The 25631-nt window shown below is 71.5% G+C and carries 24 protein-coding genes; 12 read left to right on the top strand and 12 right to left on the bottom strand.

Going from position 1 to position 25631, the window contains the following annotated elements; all coding sequences use genetic code 11:
* Positions 1-37: 37 nt before the first annotated feature.
* The 10 genes from LDO26_RS09070 to LDO26_RS09025 all read left to right on the top strand — a co-directional run bounded on the left by LDO26_RS09070 (position 38) and on the right by LDO26_RS09025 (position 13916).
* Entirely contained in the window at positions 38-916 is an 879-nt protein-coding gene (locus LDO26_RS09070) for an SDR family NAD(P)-dependent oxidoreductase (protein ID WP_232130764.1), read from the top strand.
* Positions 917-988: 72 nt separating this feature from the next.
* Positions 989-2041, top strand: coding sequence for an SDR family oxidoreductase (locus LDO26_RS09065; RefSeq protein WP_232130763.1), 1053 nt, complete (start codon positions 989-991; stop codon positions 2039-2041).
* A gap of 68 nt (positions 2042-2109) precedes the next feature.
* A complete protein-coding gene (locus LDO26_RS09060) occupies positions 2110-3435 on the top strand; it encodes a PQQ-dependent sugar dehydrogenase (protein WP_232130762.1) in 1326 nt (441 codons plus the stop codon).
* Between the two features lie 280 nt (positions 3436-3715).
* Positions 3716-6358 (top strand): DNA mismatch repair protein MutS, encoded by a 2643-nt coding sequence (gene mutS, locus LDO26_RS09055; protein WP_232130761.1) that lies wholly within the window; start codon positions 3716-3718, stop codon positions 6356-6358.
* A 58-nt stretch (positions 6359-6416) separates the two neighbouring features.
* A complete protein-coding gene (locus tag LDO26_RS09050; protein ID WP_232130760.1) occupies positions 6417-8072 on the top strand; it encodes a Na/Pi cotransporter family protein in 1656 nt (551 codons plus the stop codon).
* Positions 8073-8171: 99 nt separating this feature from the next.
* On the top strand, positions 8172-8789 hold the full coding sequence (locus LDO26_RS09045) for a DUF937 domain-containing protein (protein ID WP_232130759.1): 618 nt from the start codon (positions 8172-8174) through the stop codon (positions 8787-8789).
* 189 nt (positions 8790-8978) lie between these two features.
* A complete protein-coding gene (gene katG / locus LDO26_RS09040; protein ID WP_232130758.1) occupies positions 8979-11180 on the top strand; it encodes a catalase/peroxidase HPI in 2202 nt (733 codons plus the stop codon).
* Positions 11181-11451: 271 nt separating this feature from the next.
* A complete protein-coding gene (locus tag LDO26_RS09035) occupies positions 11452-12033 on the top strand; it encodes a MarR family winged helix-turn-helix transcriptional regulator (protein WP_232130757.1) in 582 nt (193 codons plus the stop codon).
* Positions 12034-12145: 112 nt separating this feature from the next.
* Positions 12146-13081, top strand: a complete 936-nt coding sequence (locus LDO26_RS09030) for a DMT family transporter (RefSeq protein WP_232130756.1) — start codon at positions 12146-12148, stop codon at positions 13079-13081.
* A 46-nt stretch (positions 13082-13127) separates the two neighbouring features.
* The gene (locus LDO26_RS09025) at positions 13128-13916 is read left to right on the top strand and encodes an alpha/beta fold hydrolase (RefSeq protein WP_232130755.1); all 789 of its coding nucleotides are present in this window, start codon (positions 13128-13130) and stop codon (positions 13914-13916) included.
* Between the two features lie 175 nt (positions 13917-14091).
* Here LDO26_RS09025 and LDO26_RS09020 read toward each other — a convergent pair whose 3' ends face one another.
* The 4 genes from LDO26_RS09020 to LDO26_RS09005 are packed head-to-tail and all read right to left on the bottom strand — an operon-like array spanning position 14092 to position 16865.
* Positions 14092-14529 carry an RNA-binding S4 domain-containing protein gene (locus tag LDO26_RS09020; RefSeq protein WP_232130754.1) on the bottom strand — a complete coding sequence of 146 codons (438 nt, stop codon included), beginning with the start codon at positions 14527-14529 and terminating at the stop codon, positions 14092-14094.
* Positions 14526-15869, bottom strand: coding sequence for a sensor histidine kinase (locus LDO26_RS09015; RefSeq protein ID WP_232130753.1), 1344 nt, complete (start codon positions 15867-15869; stop codon positions 14526-14528). Before LDO26_RS09015 ends, LDO26_RS09020 begins: the two co-directional genes overlap by 4 nt.
* Before the next feature lie 13 nt (positions 15870-15882).
* A complete protein-coding gene (locus LDO26_RS09010) occupies positions 15883-16545 on the bottom strand; it encodes a response regulator transcription factor (RefSeq protein ID WP_232130752.1) in 663 nt (220 codons plus the stop codon).
* A complete protein-coding gene (locus LDO26_RS09005) occupies positions 16545-16865 on the bottom strand; it encodes a PepSY domain-containing protein (protein ID WP_232130751.1) in 321 nt (106 codons plus the stop codon). The genes LDO26_RS09010 and LDO26_RS09005 overlap by 1 nt, the downstream gene beginning before the upstream one ends.
* 121 nt (positions 16866-16986) lie before the next feature.
* On the opposite strand from LDO26_RS09005, the gene LDO26_RS09000 reads away from it, so the two are divergent.
* Positions 16987-17325: a PepSY domain-containing protein gene (locus LDO26_RS09000; protein ID WP_232130750.1), complete on the top strand. Its 339-nt coding sequence runs from the start codon at positions 16987-16989 to the stop codon at positions 17323-17325.
* A 168-nt stretch (positions 17326-17493) separates the two neighbouring features.
* On the opposite strand, the gene rplS is transcribed toward LDO26_RS09000, so the two are convergent.
* From rplS to ffh, 8 genes are all read right to left on the bottom strand, one after another.
* Positions 17494-17946 (bottom strand): 50S ribosomal protein L19, encoded by a 453-nt coding sequence (gene rplS / locus LDO26_RS08995; RefSeq protein WP_232130749.1) that lies wholly within the window; start codon positions 17944-17946, stop codon positions 17494-17496.
* Between the two features lie 141 nt (positions 17947-18087).
* Positions 18088-18846 carry a tRNA (guanosine(37)-N1)-methyltransferase TrmD gene (gene trmD / locus LDO26_RS08990; protein ID WP_232130748.1) on the bottom strand — a complete coding sequence of 253 codons (759 nt, stop codon included), beginning with the start codon at positions 18844-18846 and terminating at the stop codon, positions 18088-18090.
* A 124-nt stretch (positions 18847-18970) separates the two neighbouring features.
* Positions 18971-19498: a ribosome maturation factor RimM gene (gene rimM, locus LDO26_RS08985; RefSeq protein ID WP_232130747.1), complete on the bottom strand. Its 528-nt coding sequence runs from the start codon at positions 19496-19498 to the stop codon at positions 18971-18973.
* Between the two features lie 37 nt (positions 19499-19535).
* A complete protein-coding gene (gene rpsP / locus LDO26_RS08980) occupies positions 19536-19802 on the bottom strand; it encodes a 30S ribosomal protein S16 (protein WP_232130746.1) in 267 nt (88 codons plus the stop codon).
* Positions 19803-19913: 111 nt separating this feature from the next.
* A complete protein-coding gene (locus LDO26_RS08975; protein WP_232130745.1) occupies positions 19914-20711 on the bottom strand; it encodes an aminotransferase class IV in 798 nt (265 codons plus the stop codon).
* Entirely contained in the window at positions 20708-21778 is a 1071-nt protein-coding gene (locus tag LDO26_RS08970) for an NAD(P)H-dependent flavin oxidoreductase (protein WP_232130803.1), read from the bottom strand. The genes LDO26_RS08975 and LDO26_RS08970 overlap by 4 nt, the downstream gene beginning before the upstream one ends.
* A gap of 214 nt (positions 21779-21992) precedes the next feature.
* A complete protein-coding gene (locus tag LDO26_RS08965; RefSeq protein WP_232130744.1) occupies positions 21993-23291 on the bottom strand; it encodes a hypothetical protein in 1299 nt (432 codons plus the stop codon).
* Between the two features lie 26 nt (positions 23292-23317).
* Positions 23318-24688: a signal recognition particle protein gene (ffh, locus tag LDO26_RS08960; protein ID WP_232130743.1), complete on the bottom strand. Its 1371-nt coding sequence runs from the start codon at positions 24686-24688 to the stop codon at positions 23318-23320.
* Between the two features lie 134 nt (positions 24689-24822).
* On the opposite strand from ffh, the gene LDO26_RS08955 reads away from it, so the two are divergent.
* Positions 24823-25605: a cytochrome C assembly family protein gene (locus LDO26_RS08955; RefSeq protein ID WP_232130742.1), complete on the top strand. Its 783-nt coding sequence runs from the start codon at positions 24823-24825 to the stop codon at positions 25603-25605.
* Positions 25606-25631 lie beyond the last annotated feature (26 nt).

Below are 25631 nucleotides of genomic sequence, written 5' to 3'. Positions count from 1 at the left end.
AGGACGTCATCCCTCCCCCAACGACCCGAGGTTGCCCATGCACATTCCACGCATCGTTCCATCGCTCCTGCGCCATGCCGCGTTCGCGCTCCTGCTGCTGGCGTTCGCGCTGCCGGCATCGGCGACACCGGCGAACACGGACGCCACGCCGGCCGGGCAACGCACCGTGCTGATCACCGGCGCGAGTTCGGGCATCGGTGCCGCCGCCGCGCAGCGCTTCGCCGAGGACGGCTGGAAGGTCGTCGCGACCGGTCGCCGCGCCGAACGGCTGCAGCCGCTGGTCGACGCGTTCGGCCCGGAGCGCGTGCACGCGGCGGTCTTCGACCTGCGCGACGCGCAGGCGCTCGACGCCGCACTGGCCGCGCTGCCCGAGGGCTTCCGCGACATCGACCTGCTGATCAACAACGCCGGCCTGGCGCTGGGCACCGAATCTGCCCAGGACGCCAGCCTGGACGACTGGCGCACGATGATCGACACCAACGTCACCGCGCTGGTGACGCTGACCCACAAGCTGCTGCCGGGGCTGATCGCGCGCCGCGGGCAGATCATCAACATCGGTTCGGTCGCCGGCCTGTATCCGTACCCGGGCAGCAACGTCTACGGTGCCAGCAAGGCCTTCGTCGAGCAGTTCTCGATGGGCCTGCGCAGCGACCTGCGCGGCACCGGTGTGCGCGTGACCGTGGTGCAGCCCGGCCTGGTCGAGACCGAGTTCACCCTGGTGCGCACCGGCGGCGACCGCAGCGCGCACGATGCGGCCTACAGCGACGAGCGCCAGCCGATGGAAGCCGCCGACATCGGCGAGGCGCTGGCCTGGCTGGCCTCGCTGCCGCCGCGGGTCAACGTCAACCGGCTCGAGGTGGTGGCGACGACGCAGTCGTTCGCGCGCCTGGAGATCACGCCGCTGGAAAGCCCGTGACCCGGCCCCGCATCCCGCGCGGCGGCAAGGACGCAGCGATGGCCCTCTTTCGGCAGCAGCGAGAACAGTGACGTGAGCGAGAAAAAGAAGGCCCTGGTGGCCGGCGGCCTGGGCGTGATCGGCCGCAACCTGGTCGAGCACCTGGCCGGCCTGGACGACTGGGACGTGATCGGGCTGTCGCGGCGCCCGCCGCCGCCCGACGCCGCGGGCGACTACATCGGCGTGGACCTGCTCGACGCGGACGACACCCGCGACAAGCTCGGCGCGCTCGACGACGTCACCCACGTCTTCCACGCCGCCTACCAGGAGCACGCCACGCCGCAGGCGCTGGTCGACGCCAACCTCGGCATGCTGCGCAACCTCGTGGAGACCGTCGCCGCGGCCTCGCCGAAGCTGCAGCGCGTGGTGCTGTACGAGGGCGCCAAGTACTACGGCGCCCACCTGGGCGCGTTCGAGACCCCGGCGCGCGAGGACGATCCGCGGCACATGCCGCCGAACTTCTACTACGACATGCAGGACTGGCTGCTCGGCGTGGCCGAAGGCCGGCCGTGGGACGCGGTGGTGCTGCGCCCGGACGTGGTCTGCGGCTTCGCCATCGGCAACCCGATGAACCTGGCGATGCTGATCGCGGTCTACGCCAGCATCAGCAAGGCGCTGGGCCTGCCGCTGCGCTTCCCAGGCACCGCCACCTGCTACGGCAAGCTGGCCCAGGTGACCGACGCCGCGCAGCTGGCACGCGGTTCGGTGTGGGCGGCCATCGAGGGCCGCGGCGGCGAGGCCTACAACCTGACCAACGGCGACGTGTTCCGCTGGCGCCAGGCCTGGCATGCGATCGCGCGCTGGTTCGACATGGAGGCCGGCGAGCCGCAGACGATCCCGCTGGCGCAGTTCATGGCCGACAAGGCGCCGCTGTGGCAGTCGCTGGTGCATCGGCACGGCCTGCAGCCGGTGCCCTACGACCAGATCGCCGCCTGGGGCTTCGGCGACTTCATCTTCCGCTGCGACTGGGACGTGGTCTCCAGCACCACCCGGATCCGCCAGGCCGGCTTCCACGACGTGGTCGACAGCACCGCGATGTTCCTGCGCCTGTTCGAGGAGTTCCGCGCGCGCAAGGTCATTCCCTGAGCCGGGACGCACACCGCGCCGACGCGTTCCGGCCGTTTCCCAGCAGCCCCCAACCCGAGGATTCCCCCATGCCCGATCCCCGTCGCTCCCGCATTCTCCTCGGCCTCGTCCTGTCCGGCCTGTCGCTGGCCTGCACGGCCCAGGCCGGTGCCGCCCCGCCACTGGCGCCTTCGGAGTTCGGTCCCGGTACGGCCGTGGCCGCGCAACTGCCGGCGCCGGCGGACACCTCGGACATCGAGGTCCGGCCACCGGTGGTCGGCTGGCCGATCGATCGCACGCCGGTCGCGCCCGAAGGCTTCTCGGTGACCCGCTACGCCGAGGGGCTGGACTATCCGCGCTGGCTGCACGTGCTCGCCAATGGCGACGTGCTGGTCGCCGAGGCCCGCTCCAACGCGAAATCCGACCAGCGCGAGGTGCTCAACGTCTCGCGCTCGCACGGGCCCAGCGCCAACCGCATCACCCTGCTGCGCGACGTCGACGGCGACGGCACGCCCGACGTGCGCAAGGTGTTCGCGGTCGGCCTGAACCAGCCCTTCGGCATGCAGCAGCTCGGCGACTGGCTCTACGTCGCGGTGACCGACGGCGTCTGGCGCTTCCCCTACGCCGACGGCGAGACCCGCCTGCGCCAGGATGCGGGCGAGAAGATCCTCGACCTGCCCGCAGGCGGCTACAACAACCACTGGACCCGGAATGTGATCGCCCGCCCGGACGGACGCAAGCTCTACGTCACGGTCGGCTCGGCAAGCAACAACGGCGAGTTCGGGCTGGAGGTGGAGGAGCGCCGCGCCGCGATCCTGGAGATCGACCCCGACGGGTCCAACGAACGCATCTTCGCCTCGGGCCTGCGCAATCCCAACGGCATCGACTTCGAGCCGCGCACCGGCGCCCTGTGGACCTCGGTCAACGAACGCGACCTGATCGGCGACGCGCTGGTGCCCGACTACATCACCAGTGTGCAGGATGGCGGCTTCTACGGCTGGCCCTACGCCTACTTCGGCCGCAACGTCGACGAGCGCGTGCCGGCGCGCCCGGACCTGGTCGAGCGGACCCTGGTGCCCGACTTCGCCGTCGGCGCGCACACCTCGGCGCTGAGCCTGCACTTCCCGCGCGGCGACCGTTTCCCCGCGCCCTGGCGCGACGGTGCCTTCGTCGCCCTGCATGGCTCGTGGAACCGCAGCGAACTGGCCGGCTACCAGGTGATCTTCGTCCCGTTCGAGGACGGCCGCCCCAGCGGCGAGGCGCGGCCCTTCCTGACCGGCTTCGTCCGCGACGGCGCCGAGCCCGAAGTCTACGGGCGCCCGACCCACGTGATCGGCCTGGGCGACGGTTCGCTGCTGCTGACCGACGATGCCGGCGACACGGTCTGGCGCATCGCCTACGAGGGCGACAGCTGACCGGACCCGGAATCTGCAGGCGGCGGGCCGCCACGCCCTCCACCCCCCCACCGAGACGCCGCCGCACCTGGCGGCGTCGTCGTTTCAGGCGCTGCGCCCGATCGCGTCCCGCGGCATGCGCGCCTTTGACCCGGACCGGCAGTCGGTGCCACGCTTCGCGGCCAGCCTGCCGACGCGCATGCCGGGCCGCACCTGCGGCCCGTCGCACACCCGCGGCATCCAGACCCCGGCGCTTCGAGTGCCGCGCACGGCACCCGCCCGAGACGAGCCCCCATCGCAGATGCAGAAACACGCTACCCGGAACGCAGGCGCAGGCCAGCCCGAACACACGCCGCTGATGAAGCAGTTCTTCGCCGCCAAGGCGGCGCATCCGGACGTGCTGCTGTTCTTCCGCATGGGCGATTTCTACGAGCTGTTCTACGACGACGCGCGCAAGGCGGCGCGGCTGCTCGACATCACCCTGACCCAGCGCGGCAGCTCGGGCGGCGCGCCGATCCCGATGGCCGGGGTGCCGCATCATTCGGCGGAAGGCTACCTGGCGCGACTGGTTGCGCTGGGCGAGTCGGTGGCGATCTGCGAGCAGATCGGCGACCCGGCGGCCAGCAAGGGCCTGGTCGAGCGCAAGGTGGTGCGGATCGTCACGCCGGGGACGGTGACAGACGAGGCGCTGCTGCAGGAGCGCCGCGACACGCTGCTGATGGCGGTCGCGCGCGGCGGCCTGTCGTCGGGAGGCCGCGGCTACGGGCTGGCCTGGGCGGACCTCGCCGGTGGCCGTTTCCTGGTCTGCGAGTGCGCCGGCGAGGACACGCTGGAAGCCGAACTCGCCCGGCTGGATCCGGCCGAACTGCTGGTGCCCGACGAGGACGGCTGGCCGGCGTTCGTCGCGGAGCGCAGCGGCATGCGCCGGCGTCCGCCGTGGCTGTTCGACGCCGATTCCGGGCGGCGCCAGCTGCTGCAGTTCTTCGGCCTGCACGACCTCACCGGCTTCGGCATCGAGGACAAGCCGCTGGCGGTCGCCGCCGCGGGTGCGCTGCTGGGCTATGTCGAGGAAACCCAGAAGCAGCGGTTGCCGCACCTGACCGCGATCGCGGTGGAAAGCGGCGACGGCGCGATCGCGATGAACGCCGCGACCCGCCGTCATCTCGAACTCGACACGCGCGTCGACGGCGACACCCGCAACACCCTGCTCGGCGTGCTCGACAGCACGGTCACGCCGATGGGCGGGCGCCTGCTGCGGCGCTGGCTGCATCGGCCGCTGCGCGACCGCGGCGTGCTCGACGCGCGCCTGCACGCGGTCGCGAGCCTGATCGACAGCGGCGCCGACACCGACCTGCGCGGGCGCTTCCGCGCGCTCGGCGACCTGGAACGCGTGCTGACCCGCATCGCGCTGCGTTCGGCGCGGCCGCGCGATCTGTCGACGCTGCGCGACGGCCTGGCGCTGCTGCCCGAGGTGCGCGCGGTGCTGGCATCGCTGGATTCGCCGCGCCTGCGCGCGCTGCACGACGCGCTCGGCGAGCACGCGGCCGAGGCGCACCTGCTGGCGACCGCGCTGGTCGAGCAGCCGCCGGTGCTGGCACGCGACGGCGGCGTGTTCGCCGACGGCCACGACGCCGAGCTGGCCGAGCTGCGCCGGCTCAGCCAGCACGCCGACCAGTTCCTCGTCGAACTGGAAGCGCGCGAACGCGAGGCCAGCGGCATCGCCACGCTGAAGGTCGGCTACAACCGCGTGCACGGCTACTACATCGAGATCGGCAAGGCGCACTCGGCGAAGGCGCCGGCGCACTACACCCGGCGACAGACGCTGACCAACGCCGAGCGCTACATCACCGAGGAACTGAAAGCATTCGAGGACAAGGTGCTGTCCGCGCGCGAACGCGCACTGGCGCGCGAGCGGCTGCTGTACGAACAACTGCTCGATGCGCTGGGCCAGCGGCTGGAGGCGCTGAAGCAGTGCGCCGGCGCGCTCAGCGAGCTCGACGTGCTGGCCTGCTTCGCCGAACGCGCGCAGGCGCTGGACTGGTCGCGCCCGCAACTGGTGGCCGAACCTGGCCTGCGCATCGAGCGCGGCCGCCATCCGGTGGTCGAGGCGGTGCGCAAGGCGCCGTTCGAACCCAACGACCTGGTGCTGGGCGACGGCGAGGATTTCCAGGCGCGGCGCATGCTGGTCATCACCGGCCCGAACATGGGCGGCAAGAGCACCTACATGCGCCAGAACGCGCTGATCGTGCTGCTGGCACACATCGGCAGCTTCGTGCCGGCGGCGCGCGCGGTGCTCGGCCCGGTCGACCGCATCCTCACCCGCATCGGCGCCGGCGACGATCTGGCGAAGGGCCAGTCTACCTTCATGGTCGAGATGGCCGAGACCAGCTACATCCTGCATCACGCGACCGACGAATCGCTGGTGCTGATGGACGAGATCGGCCGCGGCACCTCCACCTACGACGGCCTCGCGCTGGCCGATGCCTGCGCGCGCCACCTCGCGGCGGCCAACCGCAGCTATACGCTGTTCGCGACGCACTATTTCGAGCTCACCGCCCTCGCCCAGCCCGGCAGCGGCATCGCCAACGTGCACCTCGACGCCGTGGAGCACCGTGACAAGCATGGTGGCGACACGCTGGTGTTCATGCATGCGGTCAAGGACGGCCCGGCCAACCGCAGCTTCGGCCTGCAGGTCGCCGCGCTGGCCGGCCTGCCGAAGGCGGTGGTGCGCGAGGCGCGCGGCCGCCTGGCCGAACTCGAACAGCGCGGCCGCGACGCGCCGGCGCCCGCGCCGATGTCGGCGGCAAACCTCGACACGCCGCAGCAGATCGGCCTGTTCTCGCCGGCCTCCGCGGCGCTCGACGCGCTGGCCGCGATCGACCCCGACGAGCTGACGCCGAAGCAGGCGCTCGAGGCGCTGTACCGCCTCAAGGCGCTGGGCTGATGCGCCGCGCCGCGGCCCCGGCCCGGTACGGCCGCCTGTCCGGCAGGCACTGAGCGGGATGCACGCGGCCTCGGCCATTCCGGCATTCATCGGCGGCATCGGCCTGTTCCTGCTCGGCATGCGGCTGATGACCGACGGCCTGACCGCGTCGGCGGGCGGCGCGCTGCGCGGCATCCTGTCGACGGCGACGCGCAATCCGCTGCGCGCGGTCGGCTCGGGACTGCTGATCACCACCACCGTGCAGTCGTCGAGCGCGGTGATCTTCGCGACCATCGGCTTCGTCAATGCGGGCCTGTTGTCGCTGCACCAGGCGATCGGGGTCATCTACGGCGCCAATCTCGGCACCACGCTGACCTCGTGGCTGGTCGCGGTGACCGGCTTCGACCTGGACATCGGCGCATGGGCGCTGCCGGCGATCGGCATCGGCGCGGTGCTGTGGGCGGTCGCGCGCGGTTCGCGCAACGGGGCGCTGGGTCAGGCGCTGGCCGGGTTCGGCCTGTTCTTCCTCGGCATCAGCGTGCTGCACGATGCGTTCTCGCATCTCGGCAACGACTTCTCGCTCGACGCGATCGGCGGCGACTCGCCGCTGGGCATCCTCGCCTTCGTCGCGATCGGCATCGTGCTGACGCTGCTGACCCAGTCCTCCAGCGCGACCCTGGCGATCACCCTGACCGCCGCCGGCGGTGGCCTGGTGTCGCTGGACCATGCCGCCGGCATGATCATCGGCGCCAACGTCGGCACCACGTCGACGGCGGTGCTGGCGGCACTGGGCGCCACCGCGCCGGCCAAGCGCGTGGCCGCGGCGCACGTGGCGTTCAACGTCGTCACCGCGGCGGCCGCGCTGCTGTTGCTGCCGGCACTGCTGTGGCTGGCGCGCACGATCGGCGGCTCGATGACCGGCACCGTCCAGGTCGCGCTGGTGCTGGCGGTGTTCCACACCCTGACCAAGCTGCTCGGCATCGGCCTGATGTGGCCGTTGACGCCGCGCCTGGTGCGGATGCTGGAACGCCGCTTCCGCGGCACCGGCGAGGACGAGGGCAAGCCGCGCTTCCTCGACCGCAACGTCCAGGCCACGCCGGTGCTGGCGGTGGATGCGCTGGGACTGGAACTGCGGCGGATGGGCACGATCGCCAACGGCCTGTGCATCTCGGTGCTCGAGGGCGCGGACCGCAGCAACCGCGCCGCGGGCAGCGCCCGGCTCGACAGCCTGCAGGTCGCGATCGGCGAGTTCGTGGCCGGCATCCCGCGCCACGACGACGATCCCTACCTGGCCGACACGCTGCCGACCGCGCTGCGCATCGCCCAGTACCACGTCAACCAGGGCGAACTGGCGCGCGAGCTCGGCGGCCAGCGCGCGAACGCGCATGTCGAGGTGGCCGGGCCGGCGCAGCACCTGGCCGAACTGCGCAGCGAGGCGGTCGCGCTGCTGCGGCAGCTGCAGCGCTCGCCCGACGACGGCGCTGCCGCCAGCGCCGGCCACGTCCGCTTCGAAGCCACCTACCAGGCGTTCAAGACCAGCCTGCTGCGCGCCGGCACCACCGGCCTGGTGGAACCGCAGCGCATGGCCGCGGTTCTCGAATACGGCAGCACGCTGCGCCGGATCTGCGACCAGGCGGTGAAGGCCGCGCTGCATCTGGCCGATTTCAGCCGCAGGACGACGCCGCACGACGATGGCGGCGACATGCCTACCGCCCCGGCCGCGCAAACCGGATAAACGACAATGCAGCTTTCCGTCCGCCGTCACCGCGACGGCGGCTGCCGGCGCTACAGTTGCCGGGCATCCCACCACGCCCAACTTCCAGGAAAAACCGCCATGACCGCCTCCCTCGCCGACCAGTTGCTCAAGCAGCTCGATGGCGCGCCGCTGCAGCAGATCTCGCAGCAGCTCGGCCTCGATCCCGCCAAAACCGCCAGCGCCGTCGGCACCGCATTGCCGCTGCTGCTGGGCAAGCTGGGCCACAACGCCGCCCAGCCGCAGGGCGCGCAATCGCTGCTCGGCGCGCTGCAGCGCGACTACGCCGGCGCCGACCTGGGCAGCATGCTGGGCGCGGTGCTGGGCGGCGGCGGCGCGGCAAGCGGCGCCAATGGCGCGGCGATCCTTGGCCACATCTTCGGCGGCGGCCAGCAACACGCCGAGGCCCAGCTCGGCCAGGCCACCGGCCTGGGCAGCCAGCAGGCCGGGCAGTTGCTGAAGCTGCTGGCGCCGCTGGTGCTGGCCTACCTGTCGAAGCAGTTCCTGCAGCAGGGCAAGGCCCCCGCCGGCGATGCCGGTGCTGCCGACCTGGGCGCGGCGCTGGGCCAGGAAACCAGGGCCGCGCAGCAGGCGGGCGTCGGCGGCCTGCTCGGCTCGATCCTCGACCAGGACGGCGACGGCCAGCTCGGCATCGGCGACCTGCTGAAGGTCGGCGGCAGCCTGCTCGGCAAATCCTGAGCAGGCGTTCCCGCATTCGCGGCCTGTCATCGTGGCCCTGGTCCATTGCGCCATCGGACCATCGGCCACCGGTCGCTTGCCCAGGGGAAGCTGCAAATAGGAAATGCCTATCGATAAGGCAGATTCATTCGAATTGTATTTGTTCATCAACGGCGCATATCGTGCGGGTCTTCAGAGGAGGAGCCCGCCATGAGCACGCCAACCGAAACCAACACCCCTGCCCCGGTCGACACGCCTTCGCCCCCGGCCGCGAAATGCCCGTTCCACAGCGCCCCGATGCACCCCGTCGCCGGCGGCGGCACCGGCAACCGGGACTGGTGGCCCAACCAGCTGCGCGTTGACCTGCTGAACCAGCATTCGGAGCGCTCCAACCCGCTCGGTCCCGGATTCGACTACCGCCAGGAGTTCAAGAAGCTCGACTACGCCGCGCTGAAGGCCGACCTCAAGGCGCTGCTGACCGATTCCCAGGACTGGTGGCCGGCCGACTGGGGCAGCTACGGCGGCCTGTTCATCCGCATGGCCTGGCACAGCGCCGGCACCTACCGCATGGTCGACGGCCGCGGCGGCGGCGGTCGCGGCCAGCAGCGCTTCGCCCCGCTGAACTCGTGGCCCGACAACGTCAGCCTGGACAAGGCCCGCCGCCTGCTGTGGCCGGTCAAGCAGAAGTACGGCCAGAAGATCTCGTGGGCCGACCTGATGATCCTGGCCGGCAACATCGCGCTGGAGGCCTCGGGCTTCCGTACCTTCGGCTTCGGCGCCGGGCGCGAGGACACCTGGGAGCCGGACAACGACGTCAACTGGGGCGACGAGAAGGCCTGGCTGGCGCACCGCGAATCCAGCGCGCTGGCCGGCAGCCCGATCAGCGCGACCGAACTGGGCCTGATCTACGTCAACCCGGAAGGCCCGGAAGCCAGCGGCGACCCGCTGTCCGCCGCCCCGTTCATCCGTGCCACCTTCGGCAACATGGCGATGGACGACGAGGAGATCGTCGCCCTGATCGCCGGCGGCCACACCCTGGGCAAGACCCACGGTGCCGGCCCGGCGGACGCGGTCGACGTCGATCCCGAGGCCTCGGCGCTCGAGCAGCAGGGCCTGGGCTGGCGCAGCAGCTACGGTAACGGCGTCGGCAAGGACGCGATCACCTCCGGCCTTGAAGTGGTATGGACGCAGACGCCGACGCAATGGAGCAACCATTTCTTCGAGAACCTGTTCAAGTTCGAATGGGTGCAGACGCGCAGCCCCGCCGGCGCCATCCAGTGGGAGGCCCAGGATGCCGAAGCGGTCATCCCGGATCCGTTCGATCCGGCGATCAAGCGCAGGCCGACGATGCTGACCACCGACCTGACCCTGCGCTTCGACCCCGAGTTCGAGAAGATCTCGCGGCGCTTCCTCAACGACCCACAGGCCTTCGCCGAGGCCTTCGCCCGCGCCTGGTTCAAGCTGACCCACCGCGACATGGGCCCGAAAGCGCGCTACCTCGGCCCGGAAGTGCCGAAGGAAGACCTGATCTGGCAGGACCCGCTGCCGGCCCCGGTCCACGCGCCGAGCGCCGCCGACATCGCCGACCTGAAGGCGAGGATCGCCGACTCGGGCCTGACGGTGTCGCAATTGGTATCCATCGCCTGGGCCTCGGCCTCGACCTTCCGCGGCGGCGACAAGCGCGGCGGCGCCAACGGCGCGCGCATCGCCCTGGCCCCGCAGAAGGACTGGGAAGCCAACCGGCTCGCGCTGCAGGCGCTGCCCAGGCTGCAGCAGATCCAGCAGGCCTCGGGCAAGGCCTCGCTGGCCGACGTGATCGTGCTGGCCGGCGTGGTCGGCGTCGAACAGGCGGCCCGCGCCGCCGGCGTCGCGGTGGAAGTGCCGTTCGCGCCGGGCCGCGTCGATGCCACGCAGGCGCAGACCGATGTCGAGTCCTACCAGTGGCTGGAAGGCCTGGCCGACGGCTTCCGCAACTGGAAGAAGGCCGGCGTGAATGCGCCGACCGAGGCCCTGCTGATCGACAAGGCCCAGCAGCTGACCCTGACCGCGCCGGAGCTGACCGTCCTGGTCGGCGGCCTGCGCGTGCTCGGCGCCAACCACGACGGCTCCGGCCACGGCGTGTTCACCGACCAGGTCGGCGTGCTGAGCACCGACTTCTTCACCCACCTGCTGGACATGTCCACGGTGTGGGCGCCGGTGGACGATGCGGCCGAGGTGTTCCAGGGCAAGGACCGCAGGACCGGCGAGCCGACGTACACCGCCACCCGCAACGACCTGGTGTTCGGCTCCAACTCGGTGCTGCGCGCCCTGGCCGAGGTCTACGCCGAAGCCGACGGCAGGGAGAAGTTCGTCAAGGACTTCGTCACCGCGTGGACCAAGGTGATGAACCTGGACCGCTTCGACCTGGCCTGAGAGGTTGAGAGTCAATCGCCCGCCTGCTGCGACCGCCGCCGAACGCCCGTGACGGCGTTCGACTGACTCTCAACCTCTGAACCGCGCAAGCGCGGAACGTGTACGGAACGCCGGCCTCGTGCCGGCGTTCCTGCGTTCCGCCTCCGGTCCCGGGAATGCGGTCGAAACGCCGGGCATTGCTGTTGACGCACTCCGCGCTCCACCGGCATTTGTCTTGACAAGAAGATAATTCACGAATATCTTCGCATCAAGACATATCCGGATCGGCCCCATGCCCGGCAAAGCGCAACGCTCAGACGCACCCGCCTCAGGCGACGACGTCGACCGCTTCATCGCCCAGCGCGCGGTCGAGTCCCCGGACATCGACACCGAGGGGATGGCGATCTTCGGCCGCATCTATCGCATCGCCACGCGCATCGCGCCGCACATGGACGCGCTGTTCGCGCACCACGGGCTGGAACGCGGCGAGTTCGATGTGCTGGCGACGCTGCAGCGCAGCGGTCCGCCCTACCGGCTCTCGCCTACCGCGCTGTACACCTCGCTGATGGTGTCGTCCGGCGGCCTCACGCACCGGCTCAAGCGGCTCGAGGCCGCGGGACTGGTCGAGCGCGTTCCCTCGCCCACCGACGGGCGCAGCCTGATCGTCGCCCTCACCGACGAAGGCCAGCGCCGGACCCGTGCGGCGTTCGAGGCGGACATGCAGCTCCAGCGCACCTGGCTGGACGCCCTGCCCGCCGACCAGCGACGCACGCTGGCCGACCTGCTGCGGACCCTGGGCCGCGCGATCCCGTCCTTCGACAAGACCCGGGCCGACGGCTCGACCGTCGACCGGGAACGCGGCCCGCCCGGCTGAACACCCGACCGCACGCGGCGGCGCGCGGTTCGATCGCCATCTCCCCCTGGTATCCGCTCCCGGCCCCGCGGCCGGGCCGAACACCTGCACCCGTTTGCCCGGAGTTCCCCCTATGTCCTCCACGCCCCCTCCTGCCAATCCCCCCGAACGCGGCGACCCGCCGCCCCACCTCCGCGGTGCGCTGCCGCTGCTGCTGCTCGTCGGCGCGCTGCTGGCGCTGGCCGTGCTGCTGTCCCGGGTCGCGGCCGGGCAACAGGCGCCGATGCTGACCTACCTGACGCTGGCGATGGGTGGATCCGGCCTGGTCCTCGTGCTCACCGGCGGCGGCATCCGGCGTGGCGGCGCGGACCCGGCGACGGTACTGCGCTACAGCGTGGTGGCCGGCGCGCTGATCGCGCTGGGCAGCGCGCTCGGCTACCTGACAGTGCACCGGGTCGGCGCCGCGTTCATCGCACTGGCGCTCGCGTTCCCGCCGCTGCTGACCTGGCTGCTGTCGTTCCTGCTGCGCATGGAGCGCTTCGACGCACTGCGCGTCGGCGGACTGCTGGTCGCACTCGCGGGCGGCGCGCTGCTCGCCGTCGGCAAAGGCCTGGCCGCGCCCGCCGACCGCGGCGCGGTCCTCGTCGCCTGCGCGATGCCAATCGTGCTGGCGGCCGGCAACGTGTTCCGCAGCCGCTACTGGCCCAAGGGGGCCGGGTCGCGGGAACTGGCCGGTGCGATGCTGCTGTGCGGTGCCCTGGCGACCCTGCCGTTCGCGCTGCAGGTCGAAGGCGCGGGGGCCATCGCCAGGATGGGATACACGCCATTGCTGCTCGTCACGCTGGTCGCGATCGCCACCTTCGTGGCCCAGTACACCGCATCCTTCCGGCTGCAGCAGATCGCGGGGCCGGTCTACATGAGCCAGATCGGACCGGTCGCGGCGATCGTCGGCGCTCCGGTCGCGGTACTGGCGTTCGGCGAGGCGCTGCCGCGCGGATTCGCGCTGGCGGCGGCGCTGATCATTGCGGGGCTGGCGATGTTCCACTACCGCGCCACGAAACCGTGCTGAACGCCCCGGACATTCAAGAACGATCACCCAGGACAGGAGAACCGCGATGCATACCGCAGGGCACCGGATCGACGTGGAAGGCGCGAGGCTGCATGTCGAGACGCAAGGACCGGCGTCCGGCCGCGAACTCCTGTTCCTGCACGGTGGAGGCACCAGCCTGGACGACTGGGACCCCCTGACCGGTGCCTTCGACGACTGTCGCTGCGTGCTGCTTGATTCCCGTGGACACGGCGCATCGACGCTGGGCACGCGGACGCTCGACTATCCGCTGCTGGCGCGCGATGCGGCAGCGGTCATGGCGCGGCTCGGGATGCGCCGCCCCGTCGTCGTCGGCCACAGCGACGGCGGCATCGCCGCGCTGCATCTGGCGGCGCGCGGCGAAGTGCCGATCGCCGGTCTGGTGACGATCGGCGCGCATGCCAGCCCACCCCACGACGACATCATGCGCGACATCTTCGACACGCTGACCGCGGACCGATGGCGGGCCCGATTCCCCGACGCGGTGGCGCTGTACGGTCGCCTCAATCCCGAACCGGATTTCGACCGGCTGTTCCATGCACTGGTCGCGATGTGGCGCAACCGCGCGCCCGGCAACTACCCGAGCCAGTCGGTGACATCGATTTCCTGTCCGGCCCTGATCATCGGCGGCGACGACGACCATCTCGTGCCTCGCGGAGACACCCTGGAGTTGGCGGCCGCCATCGAGGGAGCCCGGCTCGGACTCATCCCGTTCGGCAGCCATGTCCCGCATCTGGACGCACCCGACACGATCGCGGCGTACATTCGCCGCTTCCTCGAGGATCTCGAGGATCGGGAGCGCACACCGGCGCGGTGAGGCGCCGGACAACCCCGCCTGCCATGCGCTTCGCGACTTGGGACCTGCATTCCCGTGATGTCCGCAGGTACAGATCCTGCGGGCCCGCACGTGAATCCATGCATCGGATCGACACGCGACCGGACCGACTCGGTGCGCGCCGCCAATTCTTCCGCAGGCCGGGCCTTGTCCCACCCTACAGCGCGTCGATGTCGCCCAGTGCGCGGATCAGCCGGCGCGCGCGCTTGTCCGGCTTGTGCTCGGGCGCGCGGTAGCCGGCACGCGCCGCGCGCAGTTCGGCGGTCCGGGTCTCGCGGGCGATGCGCGAGGCTTCCGGTTCGAGATACAGGGTCCGCGCGACGGTTGCCGGCCCGCGTGTGTCCGACAGTGCCTGCACCACGACCTCGAAGCGTTCCTCGCCGCGTTCGATGCGCAGGGCATCGCCGATTCGCACCGCGCGCGCCGGCTTGGCGCGCTGGCCATCGACGTCCACCTTGCCGGTCTCGATCGCCTGCTTGGCCAGCGCCCGGGTCTTGAAGAACCGGGCCGCCCACAGCCACAGGTCGAGGCGCACGCTGCCGGAGGTCGCCGCCGTGGACGTGGAAGGGCCCGTCGGCCTGGAGATGGTCGTCATGATGTCGGGGGCGGATCGCCGGCGGGCAGGTCGAGCGCCGCGCGGAATCCGGGGTCGAGATTGGCCAGTTGCAGGCGGCCATCGTACCCGCTGGCGATGTCGTCGACGATCGACAGGCCGAGGCCGTGGCCGGCGACGCGGGTGTCGAGCCGGGTGCCGCGCTGCACCGCCTCGGCCAGCGCGTCGGGCCGCATGCCGGGGCCGTCGTCGTCGACCGCGATCCACAGCCGCCCGCCGGTACGCCAGGCATGGACACGCACCCGCGCCGACGCCCACTTCACCGCGTTGTCGACCAGGTTGCCGAGCATCTCCTCCAGGTCCTCGCGCGCGCCGGCGAACACCAGGTCCGGCGTCACTTCGACGCCGACGGTGACGCGCCCGTCGCCCGCGCGCGCGAACAGCGCCGCCAGCGCGTCGGCGACCGGCGCGACCGGCGTGCGCCGGCGGGCATCGGTGGCGAATCCGCCGACCAGCCGGCGCTCGACCTCCGCCTGCATGCGTCGCACCTGGCCGGCGACGATCGCGGCAATCTCCGGCCCCGGCTGCTGGGCCTCGGCCGACAGCACTGCCAGCGGCGTCTTCAGCGCATGCGCGAGGTCGGCCGCCGCATGCCGTGCGCGCTCGACCCGGCGGCCGTGCTCGTCGAGCAGTTCGTCGATCTGCTGCGCCAGCGGCGCGGCCTCGGCCGGCCAGCAGTCGTCGCCGAAGCGCACGTCATCGCCATTGCGCACCCGCGCCAGGATGCCGCGCATGCGCCGCAGCGGACGCAGCCCCCACTCCACCTGCCAGGCCAGCAGCGCCAGCAATGTCGCGGCGGCGCCGGCGAAGGCCAGCATCGCCAGCCGCCGGAACTCGCGCGTGCCGGCGATCACGTCGCCACGGTCGGCCGCCACCAGCACCGGCACCGGCACGGCGACGCCGGGGAGGCGCAGCTGCTGCACGCGCACACGCAACTGCTGGCCGCGCGGCCCCGTGGCCTGCGTCCACAGCGCCGGGCCGGGAGCCACCTGCGCGTCAATGCCGAGTTCGTCGTCCCACAGCGAGCGCGACTGGCGCGCGCCCTCGCCCTCGCCGATGCGCCAGTACCAGCCGGAGAACACCCGCGCATAGCGTTCGTCCGCAGGCGCGCGGCGCAGCTGCCAGCTGCCGTCGGGGGCGGCCTCCAGCAGGCCGGCCAGGGTCGCGAAGTCGTCGTCGAGGCGCTGATCGAGCGCGCGCTGGCCGTAGCGTTCGAACATCGTGCCGAGCAGGCTGCCGGCGATCAGCGCGGCGATCGCCACGCCGGCGGCGCCGGCCAGCCACAGCCGCACGCGCAGCGACAGGGCGCGCCGGCCGCTCATGCCCCGCAGCCGCTCATGCGTGCTCCGACAGCCGGAACCCCTGCCCGCGCACGGTATGCAGCAGCGCGATGCCGAGCTTGCGGCGGATGCGGCCAACCAGCACGTCGAGCACGTTCGAGTCCGGGTCGTAGCCGTTGTCGTAGACGTGCTCGCCCAGTTCGGCGCGGCTGACCACGCGGCCCGCATGGTGCATCAGGTAGGCGAGGATGCGGTACTCCTGCGCGGTCAGCGCCAGCGGCTCGCCGTCGCGCAGGAAGCGGCCGGCATGGGCGTCGAGCTCCAGCGGCCCGCAGCGCAATCGCGGCGAGGCATGTCCGGTGCTGCGCCGGATCAGCGCGTGCAGCCGCAGCACCAGTTCCTCGATCTGGAAGGGTTTGGTCAGGTAGTCGTCGGCGCCGGCGGTGAAGCCGGCCAGCTTGTCGTGCCAGCGACTGCGTGCGGTCAGCACCAGCACCGGCAGCGAGCGCCCTGCCTCGCGCCAGCGGTGTAGCACCGAGACGCCGTCGAGCCCGGGCAGGCCGAGGTCGAGCACCGCGGCGTCGTAGTCCTCGGTGTGGCCGCGGAACTCGGCGTCGATGCCGTCGGCCACCGGATCGACCGCGAAGCCGGCGGCAACCAGCGCCGCGGCGATCCGCGCCGCAAGTTCGGCATCGTCCTCGGCCAGCAGGATCCGCATCAGTCGTCGATCTCGACCTCGAGCAGGCGCCCGGTGCGCGCATCGTACGTCAGCTCGACCACGCGGCCGTCGCGCATCAGGATCTCGATCTCGTACTCGTCGTCATCGTCGTCGAGCTCGACCTCGATGACCCGGCCGGGATAGCGCCGCTCGGCGTCGGCCAGCAACTGCTCCAGCCGCACCAGCGTGCCGCGGCGCACGCCGTCGCGCGCGTAGTCTGCGTCGCCGCCGCGGCGCGCCGGCCCTTCCGCGCCCGACACGGGCACGGCCGACACGCAGGCCAGCAGGACGAAGGCGGAAAGCACGAGGGACGGGCGCATGGCGACAGTCTGGGCGCGGGCATTAACCGTTTCGTGAACGTGTCGATCAGAAGGCGGTTAGACGCCCCGTGGAGACTGGAGGCAACCCGGAGCCACCGGGCATTCGACCAAGGAGTTTTCCATGTTGCGTTCCCCCATCGCCGCCGCCGTCCTCGCCACCGCCGGCCTGCTCGCCGTCGCCGCCCCGCTGGCCTTCGCCCAGGAGGGCGCACGTGGCGCCCAGGCCGACATCCGCCATGCCGCCGAGGCCGCGCGCGTGGATCCGCGCAACGCGCGCAACGGCGCCTCGCTCGACGGCATTCTCGCCGACGCGCAGCGCCGCCACCCCGGCCGCGTCATCGAGGTGTCCTACGACGACGGCGAGTACGACATCGAGATCCGCCGGAACGATGGCCGCATCGTCGAACTGGAGTATTCGGCCCGCACCGGCCGGCTGCTGGATACCGACTACGACGACTGAGCCGTCATCCGGGCAGGAAGACGACGGGCGCCGGATGGCCACATCCGGCGCCCGTTGCGTATCGATCGTTCGAAACCGCCGATGCAGGGAGAAGTGGCGTCATCCAACGCCCCAAAACGCGGACGGCCGCCTTGCGGCGGCCGTCGTGCGACATCCTGGCGGGCCGACTTACTCGGCGGCCGCCGCCGGTGCGGCCTTCGCGGCAGCAGCGGCCGCCTCGTTGGCGCGGGCGCGCTCGTTCTTGGCCTTGGCGGTGGCCGACAGGTCTTCCTTGATGCGCGCCTTCTTGCCTTCCAGGCCGCGCAGGTAGTACAGCTTGCCGGCGCGGACCGCGCCGCGGCGCTTGACCTGCAGCGACTCGATGGTCGCGCTGTGGGTCTGGAACACGCGCTCGACGCCGAAGCCGTGCGAGATCTTGCGGACGGTGAACGCCGAATTCAGGCCGGCGTTCTTCTTGCCGATGACCACGCCTTCATAGGCCTGCACGCGCTCGCGGTTGCCTTCCTTGACCTTGACGTTGACGACGACGGTGTCGCCGGGGCCGAATTCGGGAAGCTCGCGCTGGGACTGCTCTTTCTCGAAGTCCTGCAGCAGGGTGTTCAGGGAGGGCTTGGTGGTCATGGTCTTTGCCTGTTGGTGTCGTTGTAGGCGTGGTGCACGTGGACGCACGCTCTGGCTTGGCGGGCCCGGGAGCCCGGCGTTTTGTTAGCCGCGCATTATAAAGGCAGGATCGCGGCGAATGCCAGCCCCCCACCGCCGGTCTCAGTCGTCGGTCCCGCTGGCCGGGTCGCCCGCCCTGTAGGCCTCCAGCAGCCTGCGGTCCGCCTTGCCGAGCGCGGACGCGTCGAGCAGATCGGGCCGCCGCCGCCAGGTCCGGCCCAGCGCCTGCTGCCGGCGCCATTTCGCGATCTCGGCATGGTTGCCCGACAGCAGCACGTCCGGCACCTTGCCCAGCGCATGTTCGACCGGACGGGTGTAATGCGGGCAGTCGAGCAGGCCGTCGTCCCCGAAGCTGTCCTGGGTCGCGGATTCGGCGTCGTTGAGGACGCCGTCCTGCAGCCGTGCGACCGCGTCGACGACGACCGCCGCGGCGAGTTCCCCGCCCGACAGCACGTAGTCGCCGATCGACAGTTCCTCGTCGACCTCGGCCTGCAGCAGGCGCTCGTCGACGCCCTCGTAGCGGCCGCACAGCAGGATCATCCGCTCGCGCGCCGCCAGCTCGCGCACCCGCGCCTGGGTCAGCGGGCGCCCCTGCGGACTCATGTAGATCACCCTGGCCGGCCGCGGATCGGCCGCGCGCGCGGCCTGGATCGCCGCGCGCAGCGGGTCGATCAGCATGACCATGCCCGGCCCGCCGCCGAACGGCCGGTCGTCGACGCGCCGGTAGTTGCCCTCGGCATGGTCGCGCGGATTCCAGGCCTGCAGCGTCAGCAATCCGCGCTCGCGCGCGCGCCCGACCACGCCCACCGCCGCGCACTGGGCGATGAACTCGGGGAACAGGCTGACCACGTCGATGCGCAAACGGCCGTGATTCGTGATTCGTGATTCGTGATTCGTTGCAGCTTCGGACGACATGACGGCCTTTTCCAATCACGAATTACCGCTTTCAACGGACGAATGTCCGGTCATCACCAATCACGGGGTCCTAGAACTCCGCGTCCCAGTCGACGGTCACCAGACCGTCGTCGAAGTCGATCGAGACGATGTAGTCCGGCACGACGAACGGGATCATCCGCTCGCGCTCGCCGTGGGCGACCAGCACGTCGTTGGCGCCGGTGGAGAACAGGTGCGAGACGACGCCGAAATCGGCACCGTCGACGTTGCGCACGCGCAGGCCTTCGAGGTCGACCCAGTAGTACTCGCCGGGCTTCGGCGGCGGCAGCGCATCGCGCGACACCCAGACCTCGAGCCCGCGCGCCGCCTCGGCGCCGTCGCGATCCTCGATGCCGGGCAGCGTGGCGACCACGCCCTTGGGCGTCTCGCGGCCGCGCGCGCCCTCGCAGGCGCGCTCGCCGCCGCGCGCATCGCGCAGCACCCAGGGCTGGTAGCGGAAGATCGCGCTGCGCGGCTCGGTGAACGATTCCAGCTTCACTTCGCCACGCACGCCGAACGCGCCATGGACCTTGCCCAGCTGGATCATGCGCTGGGCAGGCTGGCGCGCCTGGTCGTTCATTGCGTGACGGGGCCGCGCACGGGGCGCGGCCGGCGCATCAGGCGGCGGGCGCCGCGACTGCCGCCTTGCCCGCTTCCTTGTACAGGGCGCGGACCTTGTCGGTCAGCTGGGCGCCATTGGCGACCCAATGGTCGACGCGGGCGGTGTCGAGGACGACACGCTGCTCGCCGCCGGTCGCGACCGGGTTGTAGTAACCCACGCGCTCGATGTTGCGGCCGTCGCGCGCGCTGCGCGAGTCGGTGACGATGATGTGGTAGAACGGACGCTTCTTGGCGCCGCCGCGCGTCAGACGGATCTTGACCATTGCTCTGCTTCCTGTGTTGCCCAGTCGCCAGGGTGGCGAGGTAAGCCGGCGATTATAACGGGAATTTCCGGCCGGGGCGCAAGCGTCCCGCCTGCCGGCATGTGCCGGCCGTCAGGCCGCCGGCTCCAATGGCTGCGTCGCCAGCGCCCGCCTCAGCAGCGCGTCCAGTTCCCGGGACAGCGACAGCGGCCGCCCGTCGACCGTCCCGATCGCCTGCTGGCCGCGCGAATTGCAGGCGAAGGCGGCGACCGGCGCATCGAGTTCGGCAAGTGCGACCGGGCGGGTCCGCTGGGGCACGCCAAGCGCCGACAGGCCCGCCTGCAGCAGCCGTTCCTGGGTACCGCGCAGCGCGTCGGCCTCCGGCCAGGTCAGCGTGGCCCCGTCCCACAGCCCGAGATTCCACACCGAGCCCTCGGCCACGCGGCCGGCCGCATCGACGAACAGCGCATCGTCGGCACCTGCCGCGCGCGCCAGCCGCTGGTACTGGAACAGCGGAAAGGTGCCGACATGCTTGATCGCCGCGGTGTCGCGCTGGAACACGAACGACTGCAGCCGCAACGGCGCGGCACCGGGTTCGCCGGGCGGCGCCAGCGAGACGAGCACGTCGACCGCCGGCGCAGCGTCCGCGCGCGGACCGGTCTCGCGCGGCACCACGGTGATGCGGACCGTCGCGTCCCGCGTCGCCGTCGCGGCCAGCGGCGCGCGCAGCGCCTCGCGCACGCGCGCGGCATCGAGCGCGGCGCCGAACAGCGCCTGCGTCGCGGCGTCGAGCCGCTGCAGATGCAGTTCCAGGCCCCGGACTGCCCCGCCGCGCAGCTGGAACGTCGTGAAATGACCATCGTTGCGCAGCGCAGGCCGCGCCAGGTCCTCGACCGTCGCCGGGCGGCCGTTGCAGAACACGACGGTCACAGCAGCGCCCCGGCGTCGCGCCACCAGCGCGCGACCAACGCCTGCGCGGGTTCGGCCCCGGCCAGCCACGCCGACTGCCCCGCCCAGGCCTGCATGCCGGCGAGCGCATCGTCGCGGAGCGCGGCCTGGCGCATTGGCGCGGTCAGCGCACGCTGCACCGGATACGGCCGCGGCGGCGGTGCCGCGGCATCCGCCGAGGCGCGGACATAGGCGGTCGCGATCGCGCGCCCCAGCCGCCCGGAAAACGCGCGCGTCGGCCAGGTCTGCTCGGGCTCGGCCTGCGCCAGCGCGTCGGCCCAGGCCGGCGCCAGCGCAGCCTCGGGCGTGCGCAGCAGGCCGGTGCCGACCTGCACCGCACTGGCGCCTAGCGTCAGCGCCGCCGCGATCCCGCGGCCATCGGCGATGCCGCCGGCGGCGATCACCGGAATGCGCAGGTGGTCGGCCAGCCGCGGCAGCAGCGCGAACAGGCCCGTCAGCTGGCGCTCCGCGGCCGCGTCATCGAATGCGCCGCGATGGCCACCGGCCTCGAAGCCCTGCGCGACCACCGCGTCGGCACCGGCCGCTTCGGCCGCGCGCGCCTCGTCCAGGGTCGTCGCGCAGGCGAACCACGCGATGCCCGCGGCCTTGAGCTGCGCGACGAACGTCGCGGGAAACACGCCCATGATCGACGACGCCACGGCCGGCCGCGCCGCCAGCAGCGCCGCGCACTGCGCATCGAAGTCGACGGGCGCGGCATCGCCGGCGTCGGCCGGCACCGGCGGCCCCCACTGCGCCAGCCAGTCGCGCGTGCGCGCCTCGGCGTCCGCATCGCGCACCGGCGCGGGATCCGGGACCCACAGGTTGATCTGGACAGGACCGTCGCACCGGGCACGGAAGTCGCGCATCCACGACCCGATGTCGTCCGGCGACGACAGCACCGCGCCCATCGCGCCCAAGCCGCCCGCATTGGCCACGGCCACGGCGAGCGCCGGCGGGCAGGCGCCGGCCATCGGCGCCATCAGCACCGGCAGGCGCAGGCCGAAACGTGCACAGAAGGCCCGGGCCCGGGACAGGGGTGCTGTGTGGATCAAGGTCGCGGTTCCTCGTAGGTCCGTGTGGCGGGGGCCGGCTGGCGGCACCCGCGCAGCAAGGCGCGCGCCGGCCAGCCCCGCGGCAGGAAGATTCCATTCTCGCCGCATCCGGACCTGTCTTCACTGCCTTCGCACCGATACGGACGTGCCCGGCAGTTTGCGCCCATCCGCCGCGGGCATCGGACGCCGCGACCGCAGGCCGCCGCCGCGATCAGCCCCGTGGCACCGGCATCAGCTGCCGGTACCAGCCCTCGACGCTGCCTTCGCGCAGGTCGAACCCGCGCAGCACGTGCGGGCGTTGCAGGAACGCGCCCCACAGGCGCAGGTCGATGAAATCCGACGCCGGCCGGGTGCGCCATTCGGGCGGCCCGAAGCATTCGAGTTCCAGGCAGTAGATGCCGTCGGCATCGCAGGTGAATTCGTCGATGCCGCGGGGCGACAGCGCATCCACCCACTGGTGATGCAGCGCGGGACCGCGCACGAACCGGTAGACCGACAGTTCGCCGTTGGTGTGGCTGGTGCTGTTGTCACGGGGCAAACGCAGCACCTGGTCGAACTCCACCGCCTGCCAGGCGTACTCCAGCGCCAGCACGTCGCCGCGGCTGAGCTGCAGGTACCAGCGGTGCAGGTGATGGTGGTCGGAGAGCCAGTCGGCGCCGGGCCGGGCGATGCCGGCGACGTCCCAGCAGTCCTGCGCACTGGCGAACAGCAGCGCCGCGCCGTGCGGAACCTCGCGGATTTCCCGCGCCGGCAACCTCGCGTGGTCCTCACGATGGGTCTCGCCTTCGATCCGTGCCAACAGGCCGCCGTCCGCGTCCGTCTCGTAACGGCAGGCGGCGGTGTCGGCCGGCGCCAGCGGCAGCGACAACGCGTCGGGCCCGGGTACGCACAGCCAGACCCCGATGCTGCCGGCCGCCGCCGGCGCGCCCGGTGCGTCCTGGCCGATGCCCAGCGAATACACGCCGGTGTGCGCGATCGGCAACCGTGTCTCCACATCGGTGCGCACGTCGAATCGCTGGCGCGTGCCTGCATGGCACAGGTCGCAGGGCCAGGACGACGCCAGGTCCCGTGGTTCGCCCGGTGCATGGAAGCGCAGCACCAGCACGTCGCCTGCGCGCAGGAACAGCGATGTCGTGGTGCAGATGCCCGACCGTGGAAAGCGCTCGTTGTCGAAAGGCACGATGTCGTCGACGTGCCGCCGCCACTCGCGCGGCGTCGCATCGCCCGGCGTTGCACGCGCATCCGCGCGCAACGGCGCGCTGCGCGGCGGATCGAGCGTGACCGATTCGACGGGCAGTGTTGCAGTGGGGCTGTCGCCCGCGCCTGCACCGGCAGCCGATGGCCGCGTACCCCGCGCCCGGAACAGGCAGTCGACCAGCACCGAGACCAGCATCACCAGTATCCAGATCGCGATCGTCGCCGGCAGCAGCGCCCAGCCGGACGCCAGGCATCCGGCGATCAGCAGCGCCAGCGCGAGGTGGACGACATGCGTCCCGGGCGTCCAGGGCATGCGCGATGCGCCGGGGCGGGCCGCGATCAGCGGAACGGCATGCCGCCGCGGCCGCCCATCATGCCCTGCAGGCCGCGCATCATGCCCTTCATGCCGCCGCGGGCCATCTTGCCCATCATCTTTTCCATCTGCATGTACTGCTTCATCAGCTTGTTGACGTCGGCCGGCGTGGTGCCGGAACCGGCGGCGATGCGCGCGCGGCGCGAGCCGTTGAGCAGGGCCGGGTTGCGCCGCTCCTTCTTGGTCATCGAGCCGATGATGGCGATCATCCGCGGCACTTCCTTGCTCTGCGCGGCCTGCTGCTTGAGATGCTCGGGCACCTGGCCCAGGCCCGGCAGCTTTTCCATCAGGCTGCCGATGCCGCCCATGTTCTGCATCTGCTCGAGCTGGTCGCGCATGTCGTTGAGGTCGAACTTCTTGCCCTTGGCGACCTTCTGCGCAAGCTTCTGCGCCTTGTCCTTGTCGACCTGCTGCTCGACCTGCTCGACCAGCGACAGCACGTCGCCCATGTCGAGGATGCGGCTGGCGACGCGCTCGGGATGGAACACGTCGAGGCCGTCGACCTTCTCGCCGGTACCGATGAACTTGATCGGCCTGCCGGTGATGTAGCGCACGCTCAGTGCCGCGCCGCCGCGGGCGTCGCCGTCGGTCTTGGTCAGCACCACGCCGGTCAGCGGCAGCGCCTCGGAGAACGCCTTGGCGGTGTTGGCGGCGTCCTGTCCGGTCATCGCGTCGACGACGAACAGCGTCTCGACCGGATTCACGGCCGCGTGCAGCGCCTGGATCTCGGCCATCATCGCCTCGTCGATCGCGAGGCGGCCGGCAGTGTCGACCAGCAGCACGTCGACGAACGACTTCTTCGCCTCGCCGATCGCCGCGCGCACGATGTCGACCGGCTGCTGCGAGGCATCCGACGCGAAGAACTGCACGTCGACCTGCTGCGCCAGCGTCCTGAGCTGCTCGATCGCGGCCGGGCGGTAGACGTCGGCGCTGACCACCATGACCTTCTTCTTGCGCTTTTCCTTCAGCAGCTTGGCCAGCTTGCCGACGGTCGTGGTCTTGCCCGCGCCCTGCAGGCCGGCCATCAGGATCACCGCCGGTGCCGGCACGTTGAGGTTGAGCTCGGTGGCCTGCGCGCCCATGACCGCGGTCAGCTCGTCGCGCACGACCTTGATCAGCGCCTGGCCCGGGGTCAGCGACTTCAGCACTTCCTGGCCGACCGCGCGCACCTTGATGCGCTCGATCAGGGCCTGCACCACCGGCAGCGCGACGTCGGCCTCCAGCAGCGCGATGCGGACCTCGCGGGTCGCCTCGCGGATGTTCTCCTCGGTCAGCCGGCCGCGCCCGCGCAGGCGCTCCATGGTGCCGGACAGGCGCTGGGTCAGGGACTCGAACATGCGGAACTCGGGCTGCGGAAACGGGCGGCGATTATAGCTTGCGGCGGTGGGGCGCCCGGCGCCGCGGGCCTTGCGCCCGGCATCCGGGCGACACCGGGCACCTGCCGCAAGGGGTCCTGTGCGACACTTCCGCGATGACAATCGTTCTCATCGCAGTCCTGTGCTACCTGGCGGCCGCGGCACTGCTGGTGCGCGGCGTCGCCCGCGACACCAGGAACGCGCTGTGGGCGGTGCCGGCGCTGGCCGCGATCGTGCTGCACGCGACCGCGCACCTGCTGGTGTGGCGCGATGTCGGCACCGAACTGCATTTCTTCGCCGCGCTGTCGCTGGTCGGCCTGGGGATGGCCGCGCTGACCGCGCTCTACGACATCCGCGGCCGCATGGCGGCGCTGGGCGTGATCGTGTTCCCGATCGCGGCGCTGATGCTGATCGGCTACGGCCAGTCGCCGCACCCGCCGTCGGACACGCTCGACTGGCGCCTGCAACTGCATGCCTGGTGCGCCCTGCTCGCCTACGCCACGCTGGCCGTCGCGGCGCTGCTGGCGATGCTGCTGTGGGCGCAGGAGCGGGCGATGCGCCGCCGCGAGTTCCACCGCTGGCTGCGCGCCCTGCCGCCGCTGACGGAACTCGAATCGCTGCTGTTCCGGACCATCTCGGTCGGCTTCGTGCTGCTGACCGCGACGCTGGTGACCGGCGTGGTGTTCGTCGACGACTTCTTCGCCCAGCACCTGATGCACAAGACCGTGCTCAGCGTGCTGTCGTGGCTGGCGTTCGGCGCGCTGCTGCTGGGACGCTGGCGCTACGGCTGGCGCGGCACCCGCGCGGTCGGCTGGACGCTGGCGGCGATGGCGCTGCTGGTGCTGGCGTTCTTCGGCAGCAAGTTCGTGCTGGAACTGGTGCTGCAGCGCACCGTCTGAACCGGACGGACGATGACGCGGCTTTT

This window comes from Proluteimonas luteida, from assembly GCF_021191695.1.
GTDB classification, from domain to species: Bacteria; Pseudomonadota; Gammaproteobacteria; order Xanthomonadales; family Xanthomonadaceae; genus Luteimonas; species Luteimonas luteida.
The sequence above is the reverse complement of the archived record's forward strand: the minus strand, read 5'-3'. Positions and strand labels throughout refer to the sequence as shown.

What these genes read in the sequence shown, in the direction of transcription:
- LDO26_RS09070 (WP_232130764.1), top strand. Translation starts at nt 38, where the DNA reads ATGCACATTCCACGCATCGTTCCATCGCTCCTGCGCCATGCCGCGTTC.
- LDO26_RS09060 (WP_232130762.1), top strand. Translation starts at nt 2,110, where the DNA reads ATGCCCGATCCCCGTCGCTCCCGCATTCTCCTCGGCCTCGTCCTGTCC.
- mutS (WP_232130761.1), top strand. Translation starts at nt 3,716, where the DNA reads ATGCAGAAACACGCTACCCGGAACGCAGGCGCAGGCCAGCCCGAACAC.
- LDO26_RS09050 (WP_232130760.1), top strand. Translation starts at nt 6,417, where the DNA reads ATGCACGCGGCCTCGGCCATTCCGGCATTCATCGGCGGCATCGGCCTG.
- LDO26_RS09045 (WP_232130759.1), top strand. Translation starts at nt 8,172, where the DNA reads ATGACCGCCTCCCTCGCCGACCAGTTGCTCAAGCAGCTCGATGGCGCG.
- katG (WP_232130758.1), top strand. Translation starts at nt 8,979, where the DNA reads ATGAGCACGCCAACCGAAACCAACACCCCTGCCCCGGTCGACACGCCT.
- LDO26_RS09035 (WP_232130757.1), top strand. Translation starts at nt 11,452, where the DNA reads ATGCCCGGCAAAGCGCAACGCTCAGACGCACCCGCCTCAGGCGACGAC.
- LDO26_RS09030 (WP_232130756.1), top strand. Translation starts at nt 12,146, where the DNA reads ATGTCCTCCACGCCCCCTCCTGCCAATCCCCCCGAACGCGGCGACCCG.
- LDO26_RS09025 (WP_232130755.1), top strand. Translation starts at nt 13,128, where the DNA reads ATGCATACCGCAGGGCACCGGATCGACGTGGAAGGCGCGAGGCTGCAT.
- LDO26_RS09020 (WP_232130754.1), bottom strand. Translation starts at nt 14,529, where the DNA reads ATGACGACCATCTCCAGGCCGACGGGCCCTTCCACGTCCACGGCGGCG.
- LDO26_RS09015 (WP_232130753.1), bottom strand. Translation starts at nt 15,869, where the DNA reads ATGAGCGGCCGGCGCGCCCTGTCGCTGCGCGTGCGGCTGTGGCTGGCC.
- LDO26_RS09010 (WP_232130752.1), bottom strand. Translation starts at nt 16,545, where the DNA reads ATGCGGATCCTGCTGGCCGAGGACGATGCCGAACTTGCGGCGCGGATC.
- LDO26_RS09005 (WP_232130751.1), bottom strand. Translation starts at nt 16,865, where the DNA reads ATGCGCCCGTCCCTCGTGCTTTCCGCCTTCGTCCTGCTGGCCTGCGTG.
- LDO26_RS09000 (WP_232130750.1), top strand. Translation starts at nt 16,987, where the DNA reads ATGTTGCGTTCCCCCATCGCCGCCGCCGTCCTCGCCACCGCCGGCCTG.
- rplS (WP_232130749.1), bottom strand. Translation starts at nt 17,946, where the DNA reads ATGACCACCAAGCCCTCCCTGAACACCCTGCTGCAGGACTTCGAGAAA.
- rimM (WP_232130747.1), bottom strand. Translation starts at nt 19,498, where the DNA reads ATGAACGACCAGGCGCGCCAGCCTGCCCAGCGCATGATCCAGCTGGGC.
- rpsP (WP_232130746.1), bottom strand. Translation starts at nt 19,802, where the DNA reads ATGGTCAAGATCCGTCTGACGCGCGGCGGCGCCAAGAAGCGTCCGTTC.
- LDO26_RS08965 (WP_232130744.1), bottom strand. Translation starts at nt 23,291, where the DNA reads ATGCCCTGGACGCCCGGGACGCATGTCGTCCACCTCGCGCTGGCGCTG.
- ffh (WP_232130743.1), bottom strand. Translation starts at nt 24,688, where the DNA reads ATGTTCGAGTCCCTGACCCAGCGCCTGTCCGGCACCATGGAGCGCCTG.
- LDO26_RS08955 (WP_232130742.1), top strand. Translation starts at nt 24,823, where the DNA reads ATGACAATCGTTCTCATCGCAGTCCTGTGCTACCTGGCGGCCGCGGCA.